The organism is Paraburkholderia fungorum (assembly GCF_046027215.1).
In the GTDB taxonomy this organism is placed as follows: Bacteria; Pseudomonadota; Gammaproteobacteria; order Burkholderiales; family Burkholderiaceae; genus Paraburkholderia; species Paraburkholderia fungorum_D.
In genome coordinates this window covers 2942305-2955821 of the sequence record NZ_JAQQEN010000001.1, presented here as the reverse complement: position 1 = coordinate 2955821, position 13517 = coordinate 2942305, and the positions used below count along the sequence as shown (strand labels likewise).

14 protein-coding genes are annotated in these 13517 nt (G+C 62.8%); 12 read left to right on the top strand and 2 right to left on the bottom strand.

Annotation, left to right across the window (positions count from 1 at the left end):
* Window positions 1-10: 10 nt before the first annotated feature.
* The 7 genes from PQR27_RS13090 to PQR27_RS13060 all read left to right on the top strand — a co-directional run bounded on the left by PQR27_RS13090 (window position 11) and on the right by PQR27_RS13060 (window position 6902).
* A complete protein-coding gene (locus PQR27_RS13090) occupies window positions 11-823 on the top strand; it encodes an HpcH/HpaI aldolase family protein (protein ID WP_408524062.1) in 813 nt (270 codons plus the stop codon).
* A gap of 112 nt (window positions 824-935) precedes the next feature.
* Window positions 936-2045 carry an ABC transporter ATP-binding protein gene (locus tag PQR27_RS13085; protein WP_408524061.1) on the top strand — a complete coding sequence of 370 codons (1110 nt, stop codon included), beginning with the start codon at window positions 936-938 and terminating at the stop codon, window positions 2043-2045.
* A complete protein-coding gene (locus tag PQR27_RS13080) occupies window positions 2042-2974 on the top strand; it encodes a carbohydrate ABC transporter permease (protein WP_408524060.1) in 933 nt (310 codons plus the stop codon). The genes PQR27_RS13085 and PQR27_RS13080 overlap by 4 nt, the downstream gene beginning before the upstream one ends.
* Window positions 2971-3810 carry a carbohydrate ABC transporter permease gene (locus tag PQR27_RS13075; RefSeq protein WP_408524059.1) on the top strand — a complete coding sequence of 280 codons (840 nt, stop codon included), beginning with the start codon at window positions 2971-2973 and terminating at the stop codon, window positions 3808-3810. The genes PQR27_RS13080 and PQR27_RS13075 overlap by 4 nt, the downstream gene beginning before the upstream one ends.
* Window positions 3807-4595: an SDR family NAD(P)-dependent oxidoreductase gene (locus PQR27_RS13070; protein WP_408524058.1), complete on the top strand. Its 789-nt coding sequence runs from the start codon at window positions 3807-3809 to the stop codon at window positions 4593-4595. Before PQR27_RS13075 ends, PQR27_RS13070 begins: the two co-directional genes overlap by 4 nt.
* A gap of 210 nt (window positions 4596-4805) precedes the next feature.
* Window positions 4806-5879, top strand: coding sequence for a porin (locus PQR27_RS13065; RefSeq protein WP_408524057.1), 1074 nt, complete (start codon window positions 4806-4808; stop codon window positions 5877-5879).
* 57 nt (window positions 5880-5936) lie between these two features.
* Window positions 5937-6902: a hydroxyacid dehydrogenase gene (locus PQR27_RS13060; RefSeq protein WP_408524056.1), complete on the top strand. Its 966-nt coding sequence runs from the start codon at window positions 5937-5939 to the stop codon at window positions 6900-6902.
* An 83-nt stretch (window positions 6903-6985) separates the two neighbouring features.
* Here PQR27_RS13060 and PQR27_RS13055 read toward each other — a convergent pair whose 3' ends face one another.
* Window positions 6986-7750 carry a GntR family transcriptional regulator gene (locus tag PQR27_RS13055; protein ID WP_408524055.1) on the bottom strand — a complete coding sequence of 255 codons (765 nt, stop codon included), beginning with the start codon at window positions 7748-7750 and terminating at the stop codon, window positions 6986-6988.
* Between the two features lie 121 nt (window positions 7751-7871).
* Window positions 7872-8651 (bottom strand): GntR family transcriptional regulator, encoded by a 780-nt coding sequence (locus PQR27_RS13050; RefSeq protein WP_408524054.1) that lies wholly within the window; start codon window positions 8649-8651, stop codon window positions 7872-7874.
* Between the two features lie 249 nt (window positions 8652-8900).
* On the opposite strand from PQR27_RS13050, the gene PQR27_RS13045 reads away from it, so the two are divergent.
* From PQR27_RS13045 to PQR27_RS13025, 5 genes are all read left to right on the top strand, one after another.
* On the top strand, window positions 8901-9167 hold the full coding sequence (locus PQR27_RS13045) for a UxaA family hydrolase (protein ID WP_408525482.1): 267 nt from the start codon (window positions 8901-8903) through the stop codon (window positions 9165-9167).
* Between the two features lie 87 nt (window positions 9168-9254).
* Window positions 9255-10430 carry a UxaA family hydrolase gene (locus PQR27_RS13040; RefSeq protein WP_408524053.1) on the top strand — a complete coding sequence of 392 codons (1176 nt, stop codon included), beginning with the start codon at window positions 9255-9257 and terminating at the stop codon, window positions 10428-10430.
* 108 nt (window positions 10431-10538) lie between these two features.
* Window positions 10539-11540, top strand: coding sequence for an Ldh family oxidoreductase (locus tag PQR27_RS13035; protein ID WP_408524052.1), 1002 nt, complete (start codon window positions 10539-10541; stop codon window positions 11538-11540).
* 30 nt (window positions 11541-11570) lie between these two features.
* A complete protein-coding gene (locus tag PQR27_RS13030) occupies window positions 11571-11945 on the top strand; it encodes a BON domain-containing protein (protein ID WP_408524051.1) in 375 nt (124 codons plus the stop codon).
* 36 nt (window positions 11946-11981) lie between these two features.
* Complete coding sequence (locus PQR27_RS13025) at window positions 11982-13517, top strand: FGGY family carbohydrate kinase (RefSeq protein WP_408524050.1); 1536 nt, start codon at window positions 11982-11984, stop codon at window positions 13515-13517.

Here is a 13517-nt window from a genome sequence, read left to right as displayed (position 1 = left end):
AACCAGCGGCATGGATAAAACCAGCACACACACGGACCTGAATAGTTTCAGGCGTGCCCTCGCGGCAGATGGCGTGCCGTTGGGCACCTGGCTGATGTCGGGGACGGCCAGCACCGCCGAGGCGCTCGGCCGCGCGGGCTTCGACTGGCTGCTGATCGACATGGAGCATGTGCCGATCGAATTCCGTGACACGTGGCAACTGCTGCAGGCGGTCGGCTGCACGCCGGCCACGGCCATCGTGCGACTGGCGGCGAACGATCCCGTGCTGGCCAAGCGCGCACTCGACATGGGCGCGCAGACCCTGATGTTTCCCTTCGTCGAAACCGCGGACGATGCGCGGCGCGCGGTGGCATCGACGAAATACCCGCCGCTGGGCACCCGGGGTTATGCCGCGATGCACCGTGCGAGCGGCTACGGCACGCAGGCCTCGTATAGCACCGAGGCAAATGAAACGACTGCGTGCATCGTGCAACTGGAAACCCCGGCGGCCATCGAACGGCTCGAACTGATTGCCGCGGTGCCGGGTGTCGATGCATTGTTCGTCGGCCCGGGCGACCTGTCCGCTGCCATGGGCAAGATCGGCAACCTGAAAGACGAAGCGGTGCAGGCGCTGATTCACGAGGCCGCGCAACGCGCGCGCCGTATCGGCATGCCGATCGGCATCGTGGGACCGACGCCGGAGATGGTCGATTCATTCGTGCGTGCCGGCTACGACTATGTCGCGATCGCGTCGGATATGGGAATGATGATGCGGCAGGCGGCGGCGTGGCTCGCGGCGATCAAGGGGCGTGCGGCGAGTACCGAAAGCGTTGGGCCGTATTGAGTGTTGCAGGCAGCACAACATTGATTCGCGTCCACGAGATGCGGACGCGCAATAAATTGCATGGGACCAGAGTAAGCGCTAAAGCGCTAACTCTGGTCGACAGGAGACATTTATGGCGACAGTGACCTTTAACCGTGTGGTCAAGGCGTATGACGGCAACGCGGCGGTATTGCACGACATTAATCTCGATGTGAAGAACGGCGAGTTCGTTGTTTTCGTCGGACCATCAGGCTGCGGGAAGTCGACACTGATGCGCATGCTCGCGGGGCTGGAAACGGTCACGCAGGGCGAGATCATGATCGACGGCAAGCGCGTGGATGGTCTCGCGCCGCGCGAACGCGAAATCGCCATGGTGTTCCAGGACTACGCGCTCTACCCGCACAAATCAGTCTACGAAAACATGGCATTCGGTTTGCGTCTGCGTAAAACGCCAAAACCCGAAATCGACTCACGCGTCAAAGCGGCAGCGAAACTGCTGCAACTCGATCATCTGCTCGAGCGCAAGCCGCGCAATCTGTCGGGCGGTCAGCGGCAGCGCGTGGCGATGGGCCGCGCGATCGTGCGCAATGCGAAGGTCTTTCTGTTCGACGAACCGCTGTCGAATCTCGACGCCAAGCTGCGCAATGAGATGCGCGTCGAGATCAAGAAGCTGCACCGGCGGCTGGGCGCGACGATGATTTACGTCACGCACGATCAGGTCGAGGCCATGACGCTCGCTGACCGCATCGCGGTTCTGTCAGCCGGCCGGGTCGTGCAATACGGCACTCCCGACGAAATCTATAACGCGCCGCGCACCACTTTTGTGGCGGGCTTTACCGGCTCACCCGCGATGAACCTGCTGGAGTTGGACATCGATCGGACGCGCGCGCGCGGCCAGGGTATCGACATCGAAATACCCACCGACGTACTGGCAAAACTGAAGCCAGGCGAGCGGCGCCTGACACTTGGCGTGCGGCCTGAATGCCTGCAGCACGCAGCTAACGCCGAGGCAGCCGCACAGGGCGGCGCGTGTCCGATCCGCTCGCGCGTGGTTGTGAACGAGCCCCTCGGCGCCGAGACACTGTGCACGCTGGATCTCGGCGGCCAGCCGCTGGTGGCGCGACTTGCCGCGGATGTCCGCTTGCCGCCCGGCGCCGAAGCCTGGCTTTCCGTGAAGCACGAGAAGACCCACTGGTTCGATGCGCAAACGGGCGCGTCCCTTCAGCATGCGGGGGCGCGATGAACAGCGTCAGCGTCACCGAGAAACACGCGCAGCCGGAACAGCGACGCTCGCGCTGGTTCGACCCGTCGGAAACGCAGCTCGCCGTCATCCTGCTCGCACCTGCCGCGTTGCTGTTGGGACTGATCGTCGTGTATCCGATCGGCAAGTTGCTGTACAACAGCTTCTTCGACATCCGCCTCTCGGGCGGCCTCGCGCCGAGTTTTACCGGTTTGCGCAACTACGCGGACGCATTGCACGATCCGGACTTCTGGAACGCGACGAAGAATACGTTGCTCGTTACGGTGATCACCGTGCCCGGCGCCTTCCTCGTCGGCCTGCCACTGGCGCTCCTCGCGAACCTGCCCTATCGGGTGCGCTGGCCGATCCGCCTCGCCTTGCTGTTGCCCTGGGCGTTGCCGCTGGCGTTCTCTGGTCTCATCTTCGCGTGGTTCTTCAATACGGACCACGGCATCGTCAACGATGTGCTGGTGAGGCTCGGCTTCGAGCCGGTGATGTTCCTGCTGAGTCCCGGCTGGGCATTCGCCGCAGTGTGCCTGACGACGGTCTGGAAAACCTCGTCTTTCGTGGCGCTGATTCTGCTCGCCGGGCTGCAGACGATCCCGCGCTCGCTATACGAAGCCGCGGAGGTCGACGGGGCAACCCGGCTGCAGAAGTTCTTTCACATCACGTTGCCGATGCTGGTGCCCTCGATCGTCGTGGCGATGATCTTCCGCACCATCAGCGCGCTGCAAACCTTCGACATTCCCTACACGATGGCGCACGGCGGTCCGGGGAACAGTACGACGACGCTGGCGATGCTGATCAATTCCACCATGATCGACTATCTCGACGTGGGCTATGGCGCGGCGCTGGCTGTGTTCATGTTCGCGATTTCGCTGGCGATCAGCGTGGTGTATCTCAAGTTCGTGCGAGGGGAGGGCAGAAAATGAATCAGCTACAGGGACTGTTTAGCGGCGCGAGATTGCGCTGGATCGCGGCTGCAGTGGTGGTGTTCAACGGATTTTTTCCGGCCGTATGGATTCTGCTGACCTCGTTCAAGAGCGAGGCGGAACTGGCACACACGCCGATCACCTATTTGCCGCATCACGCCACGCTCGCCAACTACGTGCACGCTTTCACGGATCAGCCGCTGCTGGTGTTTCTCGCCAACAGTTTCGTCGTGGCCTTCTGCTCGACGGCGATCGCGGTGATGGTGGCGGCGTGCGCGGCCTACGCGATCGCGCGCCTGAAACTGAAGTATCGCGGGTTGATCCTCTCGCTGATCATCGCGTCTTCGATGTTCCCACTCGTCACGTTGCTCGTGCCGCTGTTCGAGATCATGCGCACGCTGGGGCTGCTCAACACCTACCTCGCACTGATCATCCCCTATAGCGTACTCAGTTTGCCCGTCTGCACGCTCGTGCTGGTGAGCTTCTTCCAGGCGATCCCTGAGGATCTGGAAAGCGCCGCGTTGCTCGATGGTTGCACACGCATCGGTGCGCTGTTTCGCATCGTGCTGCCGCTGTCGGCGCCGGGCGTGTTCACGGCGGCGATCCTCGCGTTTGTGAACTCGTGGGACGAATTCCTGCTGGCGCTTTCGCTCAACTCGGCGCCGGCGTTTCGCACGCTCCCTGTGGGCATCACGCTTTACCAGGGCGAGTTCAGATTTCCGTGGCCATTGATCTCCGCTGCGCTCGTGGTCGCCATCGTGCCGGTGGCGGCGCTAATGGCGATCTTCCAGGAGCGGGTGATTGGCGGGCTCACCGCCGGAGGGTTGAAAGGATGAGCGCGACGCGGCACTACACGCTCTATCCGAGCCTGCATCGGAAGGCCGTCTTTGTCTCGGGTGGGGCATCCGGGATCGGCGCGGCACTGGTGGACGCTTTCGTTCAGCAGGGTGCGCGGGTGGCCTTCTGCGATATCGACGAAGCGGCCGGCGCAGCGCTGTGCGATACCTATCCCGTAGAGCGGCGTCCTTTCTTTGCGCGCTGCGACGTGCGCGACATCGCAGCGTTGCAGCAGGTGCTGGACCGCGCGGCTGACGTGACCGGCCCCATCCGCGTGCTGGTCAACAACGCGGCGCGCGACGATCGTCATGCGCTCGCGGATCTCAGCGAGGCGCGCTGGAATGAACTGCTGGCGGTGAACCTCACGCACCACGTGTTCGCTACGCAACGGGTTGCCCCGGGCATGGCCGGCGCGGGAGGCGGCGCGATCATCAACCTGGGGTCGATCTCCTGGCTGCGCGGACGGCCCAACCTGATCGGCTATACGGCCTCGAAGGCTGCCATCAGTGGCATCACGCGCACGCTGGCACGCGAGCTCGGTGAACTCAACATCCGGGTCAACGCGGTTTTGCCCGGTGCGGTCGTGACGGAGCGGCAACAGCGGCTGTGGCGCGACGCCAGTGCGGACCAGGCCTTTATCGAATCCCAATGCCTGAAGTTTCGTGTCGAGCCGCATCACGTGGCCAGCATGGTGCTGTTTCTGGCGAGCGAGGAATCCGCCGCGATTACCGGACAGAACCTGCTCGTCGACGCGGGGCTTGCGCAGACTTCGGTGGTTGGATGATACGGATAACCAGGCAATAGGGTGACGGAGACCTTCGGACTCGGGGCAATACCACGAGAGAGAAGAGGGCCGGCAGTACCGGTATCGACCTGTGCGGCAGCGCAGGCGAACCATGGCGGGTGGTTCAACGGCTGTGGCGAAAAAATCAGTACTTTTTCTCCCGACCGGTAGCGCTACCCTAAAACAGCAATGCGTGACAGGAGACATCGAATGAAACAGCACCCGCTGGGGCGTGCCGCGTTGGGGATGGGTTTGATGGTGTTTGCCGGGGCGAGCCATGCGCAGTCCTCGGTGACGATCTACGGCATTATCGACGCCGCAGTTCAGTACGTGAAATACGATCGCAACGTGAGTCCGGTTGCCCAGGCTGCCACGGGCAACCTGCAGGCATCGCGCTGGGGCTTTCGCGGCACCGAGGACCTCGGTGGCGGATACACCGCGAACTTCATGATGGAGACAAGCTTCAACACCTACACGGGTGCGGGTGGCGGGGCGACCTTGTGGACCCGCGGCGCTTCGGTCGGTTTGGGAAGCAAACAGTACGGTAACGTCGATTTCGGCTACATGTACCTGCCGATCTACTGGACCTACCTCGGCTCCGACGTCGGCACGTATGGGCTGGCCACCTATTCGGCCATCATTAACCTGGAGCATACGTACACGCTCGGCAAATCGGGCACGGGTGGCTTCTATCCGAATTCGGTGCGGTACCGGACGCCCAATTTCTACGGCCTGTCCTCGGAAATCGGCTACTCGTTCGGCGCGCAGAACGCGACCGGACAAACCGCCGCTGGCCGCAACATCGGCTTTAACGTCATCTACTCGCGCAGCAGCCTCTGGCTGGCGTACGGTTTCAATCATGACCAGTACTACGCCAACACAACCACGCTGTCAGCCTCAGCCCAGATTACCCACGTTCTGAGTGCCACATACAACTTTGGCCCGGTGATTCTCGGCGGCAACTATGTCTACACGAAGACCACCGACGGGACCAATTTCTTCGCCTCGGCGGAAATGGTCAACGCGAAGATTCCCGTCGGCCCTGGCGACGTGAACATCGGCGTGGCACGGCGCATCGAAAACAAAGACGCAAGGGCGATGGCCTACGACCTTGGCTATGTGTACTACTTCACCAAGCGGACGCAACTCTATGCGTACGCCGCGTACATCCAGAACAATTCGAAGTCGACGCAAGGCTTCGGGCTGCTGAATTCGAATTTCACGACGATTACGCCGGGCTTCAAACCGTGGGCCTTTACCGCGGGTCTGCGCACGTCGTTCTAAGTTGTTCGAGGCTGGTTTTCCGGGCCGGAACTTCATATTATTAAGTAAGGATTCCATATGAAAAGGGTAGTGATAAGCGAGTTCATGGACACCGCCGCAGTAGACAGGTTGCGAGATGAATTCGAAGTCCAGTACGACCCATCACTGGTCGATACGCCCGCGGCACTGCGCGAGGCGCTGGGGGATGCGCATGCGCTGATCGTGCGCAATCGCACTCAGGTGAGCGCCGCGTTGCTGGATGGCGCTCCCCGCTTGCTCGCAGTCGGCCGGCTCGGTGTCGGGCTGGACAATATCGATCTCGATGCATGCGCGGCCCGCGGCATGTCGGTTCATCCCGCCACGGGAGCCAACGCGCAGGCCGTGGCCGAGTACGTGATCGCGACAGCACTGATGTTGCTGCGTGGCGCCTATTCCTCGAGCGCGGAGGTGGCGAACGGAAGCTGGCCACGCACTGCGCTTTCGAACGGCCGCGAGTTGGCGGGCGCCACGCTCGCCGTGATCGGCTTCGGCGGCATCGGACAACTTGTAGCGCGCCTCGCGCGTGGCATGGGCATGCAGGTAGTCGGCCACGATCCGCAACTGGCGCAGGACGCGCCCTGCTGGCGCGAAACGGGGGCGCGGCCTGTCTCGCTGGACGACGCGTTGCGGGCGGCCGATGTGATCACGCTGCATGTCCCGTTGTTGCCGACAACGCGCAATCTGCTCGACGGTGCGCGGCTTGCCACGCTCAGGAAGGGCGCGGTGGTGATCAATACGGCACGCGGCGGCATTGTCGACGAAGCCGCACTGGCGGCGGCGTTGCACGCCGGGCACATCGCCGGCGCCGCGCTCGACGTGTTCGCCGATGAGCCGCTTGCCGCGGGTTCACCACTCGCTAACGCGCCCAATCTGATTCTGACGCCGCATATCGCGGGCTTGACCGTGCAGTCGAACGAGCGCGTCAGTTCGCTCGTTGCGGCGCGCGTTAAAGCGGCGCTGTGTGCTGCGGAACCCGTGTTGGCCGAGCGGGAGGAACGCGGGTAGTCGAGCGGGAGTCGACGCGTGGCGCGTCAAAGCGGAACTCGTCATGCCCGGGGCTCACCATACCAAGCCTCGGGCAGGTTGCTTCAGGGAACACCACCGTCGTAAGTCTGCGTCGGCAACGTGGACGCCCCAAGGTACTCATGCTTCGCCGTATTGGCACTCGAAGTGCGCAGTTCAACGGGCACATGCTGATACGAATACGCGACGCGCCGGATTTCGAGCAGCGGCGTGCCGACCGGGACGCCCAGCAACGGGGCCAGCGTGTGATCGGTCAGACGGGCACGCAGGCGCTCTTCGATGCCGGTGACGTAGACGTTAAAGACGTCCTGATAGAAGTTGTAGAGCGTGTTCGGCCGGTCGCGCAGTGCGTCTTCGCTCAAGCCTTGAAAGCGCGCTTCGGGCACGACGATGCGATCGATCATCACGACTTCGCCATCCAGTGCGAGGCTGTTCGAAAACCTGTAGACGCCTGCGCCGGGAGCAATGGCGAGGAGTCGCGCGACGCTGGGTGACGCCTTTGTCTGTTCGAACGATAACAGCTCGACGGTGGGATAACGTTTGTCACCCCCGACGCCGACGATACGAAAGAAGCGGAAGAAATGCCGGTCACGTTGATGATGAGCCACGAAGGTGCCGAGGCCTTGATGCCGCACGAGAACATTTTCGGCGACGAGTTCGTCGATCGCCTTGCGCACGGTGCCCACCGAGATGCCGAATCGCTCTGCAAGGCGCCGCTCGGACGGAATGGCCTCGCCGCCTTTCCACTCCTGCGCGGCAAGCGCTGCAAGCAGTGCGTGCTTGACTTCCTTGTAGCGCTTACCACCGATGCCGAGGCTGTCTATTGTCATCTCTGCCGCGCTCCCCGTCGCCGTATGCCATTGAAGGCTCGTGACGAAGAATTTTACGGCATATGGTTCATCTATAACATATAGATGAGTTATTTATTGCGTATGAGAAACCACGTTCTCACTACAAAGGTTGATCGTGTGACGATGACGGCCCCACGTACTCATAGCTCGCGGTATTGACATGCGAAACACGCCACTCGACAGGCATCTGATGATACGAGTAAGCAACACGCCGAACCTCGAGAAGCGGCGTGCCTTGCTCCACGCCGAGGAACTTCGCTTCGCCGGCGTTGGCGGTGGCAACGCGCAAGCGCTCTTCGGTGCCTACCACATTGATCTGGAAAGCGTCCTGATAGAAGTTGTACAAGGTACTGGGCCGCTCGCGCAGCATGTTTTCCGTCAGGCCGGGGAAGCGCGATTCGAGCACCGTGATGGTGTCGATCATGACTGTCTCGTCATGCAACGCAAGACGGTTGACGAACGTGAAGACCCGCGCGCCGGTTTCGACACCCAGCACAGCGGCCATCTCACGCGTGGCTTTAGCTTTGCGGAACGAGACGAGATTGACGGTGGGGTAGGTCTTTTCGCCGTCCTGGCGGACAACGCGGAAGAAACGGAAAAAATGCCGGTCGCGTTGATGTTGCGCGACGAAGGTGCCGAGCCCCTGGTGGCGCACGAGGATGTTCTCGGCCACCAGTTCGTCGATGGCCTTGCGCAACGTGCCGATCGACACGCCGAAGCGCTCGGCGAGACGTTTTTCAGAAGGAATCGTCTCACCGCCTTTCCACTCCTGCGCCGAAAGTGCAGCGAGCAGAGCCTGCTTGACCTCCTTGTAGCGCGTGCCGCCAATGCCCGGTGCGCCAGCTGTCTGCGCCTGTGATCCCGCTGCCGTGGTCTGCATAACTTCGTCCTCGATGAATGAATTGCCTGTCTGGAATTCTACTTCATCCGATTCATCCAAGACATATAGATGATATGGTTGACATGAATGTGTTGGATGCCTAAGATGTTTTCAGGTGCTGAAGGAAACCGTTGTTGCCAAACCCACAGGAGACGATCGATGAGTCATACCGCAGCAGGCGCGCCTCAGCAGTCCGGCGCAGGAGCATCCTCAAAGCCGGAGGAAGCGCGCAGAACCATTCATATCGTGATGCACGAGGCGAAGGACACCGTAGGCGTGGCAGTCGTCGAAGGAATCAGGGCGGGCACGCAGTTGAGCGCGTGGATCATGGATGACGACGAGATCATCACGGTCTCGGCGAAGCAGGACATACCGATTGGCCACAAGGTGGCGCTGCGCGACATGGCGGTCGGAGAGACGGTCTACAAATACGGGGTGGATATCGGCAAGGTGGTCGCGCCGATCAAGGCCGGCGAGCACGCTCATGTGCACAACATCAAGACCAAGCGCTGGTAGCCGGCGCAGGCCGATCCATGCGGACAACACGCTGCGCGCCACGGGTGCGCGGCAACCCCGAATCCTAGCCATACACGAGAACACACCATGAGCGTGATTGACCAGAACACTTCTTTCCGCGGCTACCGTCGCGCGAACGGCCGCGTCGGCGTGCGCAACCATGTGATCATTCTGCCCGTCGACGACCTGTCGAACGCCGCGGCACAGGCCGTGGAGAACAACATCAAGGGGACCATGGCGCTGCCCCACCCATACGGCCGCTTGCAGTTCGGCGCCGACCTCGATCTGCATTTCAGCACCTTGATCGGCGCGGGCTGCAACCCGAATGTCGCGGCGGTCATCGTCATCGGCATCGAGGAAGGCTGGACCAAGCGCGTGGTCGACGGCATCGCGAAGTCGGGCAAGCCGGTCATGGGTTTCGGTATCGAACTGCACGGAGACCACGACACCATCCTGCGCGCTTCGCGAGCAGCGAAAGAGCTGGTGCAATACGCCACTTCGCTCGAGCGCGAAACCTGTTCGATCGCGGAGTTGTGGGTCTCGACAAAATGCGGCGAGTCGGACACCACCTCGGGCTGCGGCGCCAATCCGACGGTGGGCAACGCATTCGACAAACTCTATGAACTCGGCACAACCCTCGTATTCGGCGAAACGTCGGAGCTCACGGGCGGCGAGCAGATCGTGGCGGCGCGCTGCGCCAACGACCAGGTGCGCGAGCGCTTCCAGTTCATGTTCGATCGTTATCAGGCGATGATCAACCGCTGGAAGACCGACGACCTGTCGGAATCGCAGCCCACCAAGGGCAATATTGCAGGCGGCCTCACCACCATCGAAGAGAAGGCGCTGGGCAATATCCAGAAGATCGGCAAGACGTGCCGCGTCGACGGCGTGCTCGACAAGGCCGAACAGCCTGGCGGTCCGGGACTGTGGTTTATGGATTCTTCGTCGGCGGCGGCTGAAATGGTGACCCTGTGCGCGGCCTCCGGGTTTGCGGTGCACTTCTTCCCCACCGGACAGGGCAATGTGATTGGCAACGCGATCGTGCCAGTGATCAAGATCTGCGCGAATCCGCGCACGGTGCGGACCATGGGCGAACATATCGACGTAGACGTGTCCGGGCTGCTGCAGCGCGAACAGAATCTCGACCAGGCGGGCGACAAGCTGCTCGAAACCATGCTTGCAACGGCCAATGGACGTTGGACCGCTGCTGAAGCGCTCGGTCATCGGGAATTCGTCCTGACGCGGTTGTTCGAGAGCGCCTGAACGCCGCCGTTTTCTCCTGTTAGCACGCACGGGTTGTGTGCCGGTGCGCCGGTGCGCCGGATTCGCGCGGTCGTCCGGCAAACCGATTACATGAAAGGAATTGCATCCATGACGCTCGTTTCAACCGCCGAGTTGCACGTGCTCGCCACGCGCGCACTGCGTCGGGCAGGCACCACTTCGGAGACGGCGACTGCCACGGCGAACGCACTCGTTTACGCCGACGCACGCGGGCTGGCGTCGCACGGCGTGTCGCGTCTGCCTATGTATCTCGCGCAGTTGCGCAACGGCCGCGTGAGTCCCACGGCGCAGGCCTTCATCGCGAGTTCGCGTCACGCGGCAGTTCTGATCGATGCGGACGACGGACTGGCGTTTCCCGCGTGCGAGCTGGCCGTGCAGACGCTCATCGGGCGTGCCCGGGAACATGGCAGCGCGGTCGCGAGCGTGCGCCACAGCCACCACTTCGGGGTCGGTGCGTATCACCTGGAGGCGCTTGGCAGAGCAGGTCTCGTGGGTCTGGCCTTCAGCAATTCACCGGCCGCCATGCCCGCATTTGGCGGACGTCGTGCGCTGTTCGGCACCAATCCGATTGGCGCGGTGTTTCCGCGCCGCTCGGGCGAGCCGCTGATGATCGACCTGTCGCTCTCGAACGTAGCGCGCGGCAAGATCATGGTGGCTGCGCGCGAAGGTAAGCCGATCCCCGAGGGCTGGGCCACGGCGCGCGACGGCTCGCCGACCACCGACGCGCGAGTCGCGCTCGACGGCATGATGCTGCCCGTCGGCGGCGCCAAGGGCGCCATGCTGGCATTGACGGTCGAATTGCTGGCGGCCGCGCTGGCGGGCGCCAATTTTGGCTATGAGGCGGGCTCCTTCCTCACGGAGGAGGGGGACAAGTCGCGCGTCGGCCATCTTTTCTGGGCGGTCGATCCGGGCGCGTTGGCAGGCAGCGATGTCTACCTTGCACGTGTCGAAGCCCTGATCGCGATCATGCTCGAGGACCCCGATGTGCGCTTGCCCGGGCAACGGCGGGAGTCGCTTGCGCAACAGGCTGAGCGTGACGGGATCGAGGTGTCTGACGTGCTGCTGGATCAACTTCAGGTGTTGGCGGGTTGAGAGTTCGCTTTATTAACATAGGAGACTTGAATGAAAATAATCGCTCGGAATGGATGGATTGTTGCCTGCCTGCTCGCAACGGCGACGATTGCACACGCGCAATCCGGCGGCAGCGCGGCTACGACCACGGCAGCGTCGGCGCCTGTGGCGAGCGCTTCACCGGTAAGTGCGAAGGCGCAGCGCGCGGCTAATCGCCAGCTCGCGAAAAATGTACGGCAGGCACTGGCGCGGAAAAAGAATCTGAATATCGTCAACGTGACGGTTCGGGCGAAGCAAGGTGCCGTGACGCTGCAAGGGTCGATGCCGGATAGCAGCCAGATCGAGCAGGCCGCGAAGGTGGCGAGCGCAGTGAGTGGCGTCGCCAGCGTCAGGAACGATCTGACGACAATCCGTCAGGCTCAGTGAGCCTGACAGCCAACGCATGCGCGAGACATCACAGCGATGACCACCAATCGAAACGTTATTCTCGCGATCGACGAAGGGACGTCCGGCACGCGCGCGGCAGTGGTGGCCGCCTGCGGGCAGGTCTCCTGCCTCGCGTATGAGCCGCTGCGGGTCGACAGTCCACGGCCGGGCGTCGTCGAGCAGGACGCGAACAGCATTCTTGAGAAAACGATCGCCGTGTGCCGTGCGACGCTCGCGCGCGCGGCCACCGAGCAACTGAATGTGGTTGCGCTCGCCATCGCGACGCAACGCGCGACCGCCGTGTTGTGGGATACCCGCACCGGACGCGCGCTCGTGCCCGCGATGGTCTGGCAGGACACGCGCCACGCAGGCGAACTGAACCGGCTCGGCGAAGCGTGGGACCGCACGCTGATTGAGCGGGTGGGCCGTCCGGCCGGCGTGCGCTCGCCTTATCTGTGGGCCGCCCATCATCTGCAAACGACGCCCGCGGTGATTCTCGCGAATCGCGAACGCCGTCTCGCGTTCGGCACCATCGACACCTGGTTGCTGTGGCATCTCTCCACCGAACGCGTATGCGTGACGACGCCCACCAACGCCACCTCCGCGAGCGCGTATCTGCTCGACGAACACCGCTATTGTCTCGACTGGATCGACGCGCTCGGTTTTCCGCAGAGACTGCTACCGGAACTTCGTCAGGATGCCGATGAATTCGGCCGTACACGTGCGGATGTACTCGGCATCGACGTGCCGATTCTTGCCTGCGCGGGCGACCAGCTCGCGGGTGCGGTCGGGCTCGGTTGCCTGGATCGCGGCCAGTCGATGTGCGTGCACGGCACGGGCAGCTTCGTCGATCTGCTGGTCGGCACGCAAGTCCCCCGCGCGACGGAAACCTCGCACGCCGGCACCTTGACCATGACCGCGCGGCGCCAGCACGACGTGTCGCACTTTTCACTCGAAACCTTCGTGGCAACGACCGGCTCCGCATTGAACTGGATCTGCGAGAAGCTGCACTGGTTCGACGATGCCACGCAAATCAGCGCGCTCGCCGCGACGCTCGATTCGTCGCGCGGCGCCACCTTCCTGCCCGCCTTGACCGGCTTGCGGGTTCCGCAATTGCAGCCCAACGCGCGTGCCTCGTTAAGCGGCATTTCTATTGCGACGACGCAAGCTGAAATCGCCTACGCGATTCTCGAAGGCATCGCGCACTCGGTCGCCTTGTGTATCGACGCGAACCAGGCGATCGCGGATGTCACGGCCTCCGAACTGGTGGTCGGCGGCGGACTCTCCGGCAGCGACACGCTGCTGCAGATCCAGGCCGACCTGAGCGGCATGCCGGTGCGTCGCATGCATGAAAGCGATCGCGCGAGTCTGCGCGGCGCCGCCTTTCTCGCGGGGTCGTCGGGCCTGCTGTGGGACTCGCTGCAACACGCACGCACGACGACCGTCACCGACGCGGTGTTCGAACCGTCGGCGCGATCCGCGGCGCGTGAGCAGCGGCGTGCGTCATGGCATGCAAGGGTCGAGGCGGAACTCGCCCACGCAAGTGCATTCGATAATGGTTGTGGGGACTGA

What these genes read in the sequence shown, in the direction of transcription:
- PQR27_RS13060 (WP_408524056.1), top strand. Translation starts at nt 5,937, where the DNA reads ATGAAAAGGGTAGTGATAAGCGAGTTCATGGACACCGCCGCAGTAGAC.
- PQR27_RS13080 (WP_408524060.1), top strand. Translation starts at nt 2,042, where the DNA reads ATGAACAGCGTCAGCGTCACCGAGAAACACGCGCAGCCGGAACAGCGA.
- PQR27_RS13070 (WP_408524058.1), top strand. Translation starts at nt 3,807, where the DNA reads ATGAGCGCGACGCGGCACTACACGCTCTATCCGAGCCTGCATCGGAAG.
- PQR27_RS13055 (WP_408524055.1), bottom strand. Translation starts at nt 7,750, where the DNA reads ATGACAATAGACAGCCTCGGCATCGGTGGTAAGCGCTACAAGGAAGTC.
- PQR27_RS13090 (WP_408524062.1), top strand. Translation starts at nt 11, where the DNA reads ATGGATAAAACCAGCACACACACGGACCTGAATAGTTTCAGGCGTGCC.
- PQR27_RS13075 (WP_408524059.1), top strand. Translation starts at nt 2,971, where the DNA reads ATGAATCAGCTACAGGGACTGTTTAGCGGCGCGAGATTGCGCTGGATC.
- PQR27_RS13025 (WP_408524050.1), top strand. Translation starts at nt 11,982, where the DNA reads ATGACCACCAATCGAAACGTTATTCTCGCGATCGACGAAGGGACGTCC.
- PQR27_RS13035 (WP_408524052.1), top strand. Translation starts at nt 10,539, where the DNA reads ATGACGCTCGTTTCAACCGCCGAGTTGCACGTGCTCGCCACGCGCGCA.
- PQR27_RS13030 (WP_408524051.1), top strand. Translation starts at nt 11,571, where the DNA reads ATGAAAATAATCGCTCGGAATGGATGGATTGTTGCCTGCCTGCTCGCA.
- PQR27_RS13085 (WP_408524061.1), top strand. Translation starts at nt 936, where the DNA reads ATGGCGACAGTGACCTTTAACCGTGTGGTCAAGGCGTATGACGGCAAC.
- PQR27_RS13045 (WP_408525482.1), top strand. Translation starts at nt 8,901, where the DNA reads ATGCACGAGGCGAAGGACACCGTAGGCGTGGCAGTCGTCGAAGGAATC.
- PQR27_RS13065 (WP_408524057.1), top strand. Translation starts at nt 4,806, where the DNA reads ATGAAACAGCACCCGCTGGGGCGTGCCGCGTTGGGGATGGGTTTGATG.
- PQR27_RS13040 (WP_408524053.1), top strand. Translation starts at nt 9,255, where the DNA reads ATGAGCGTGATTGACCAGAACACTTCTTTCCGCGGCTACCGTCGCGCG.
- PQR27_RS13050 (WP_408524054.1), bottom strand. Translation starts at nt 8,651, where the DNA reads ATGCAGACCACGGCAGCGGGATCACAGGCGCAGACAGCTGGCGCACCG.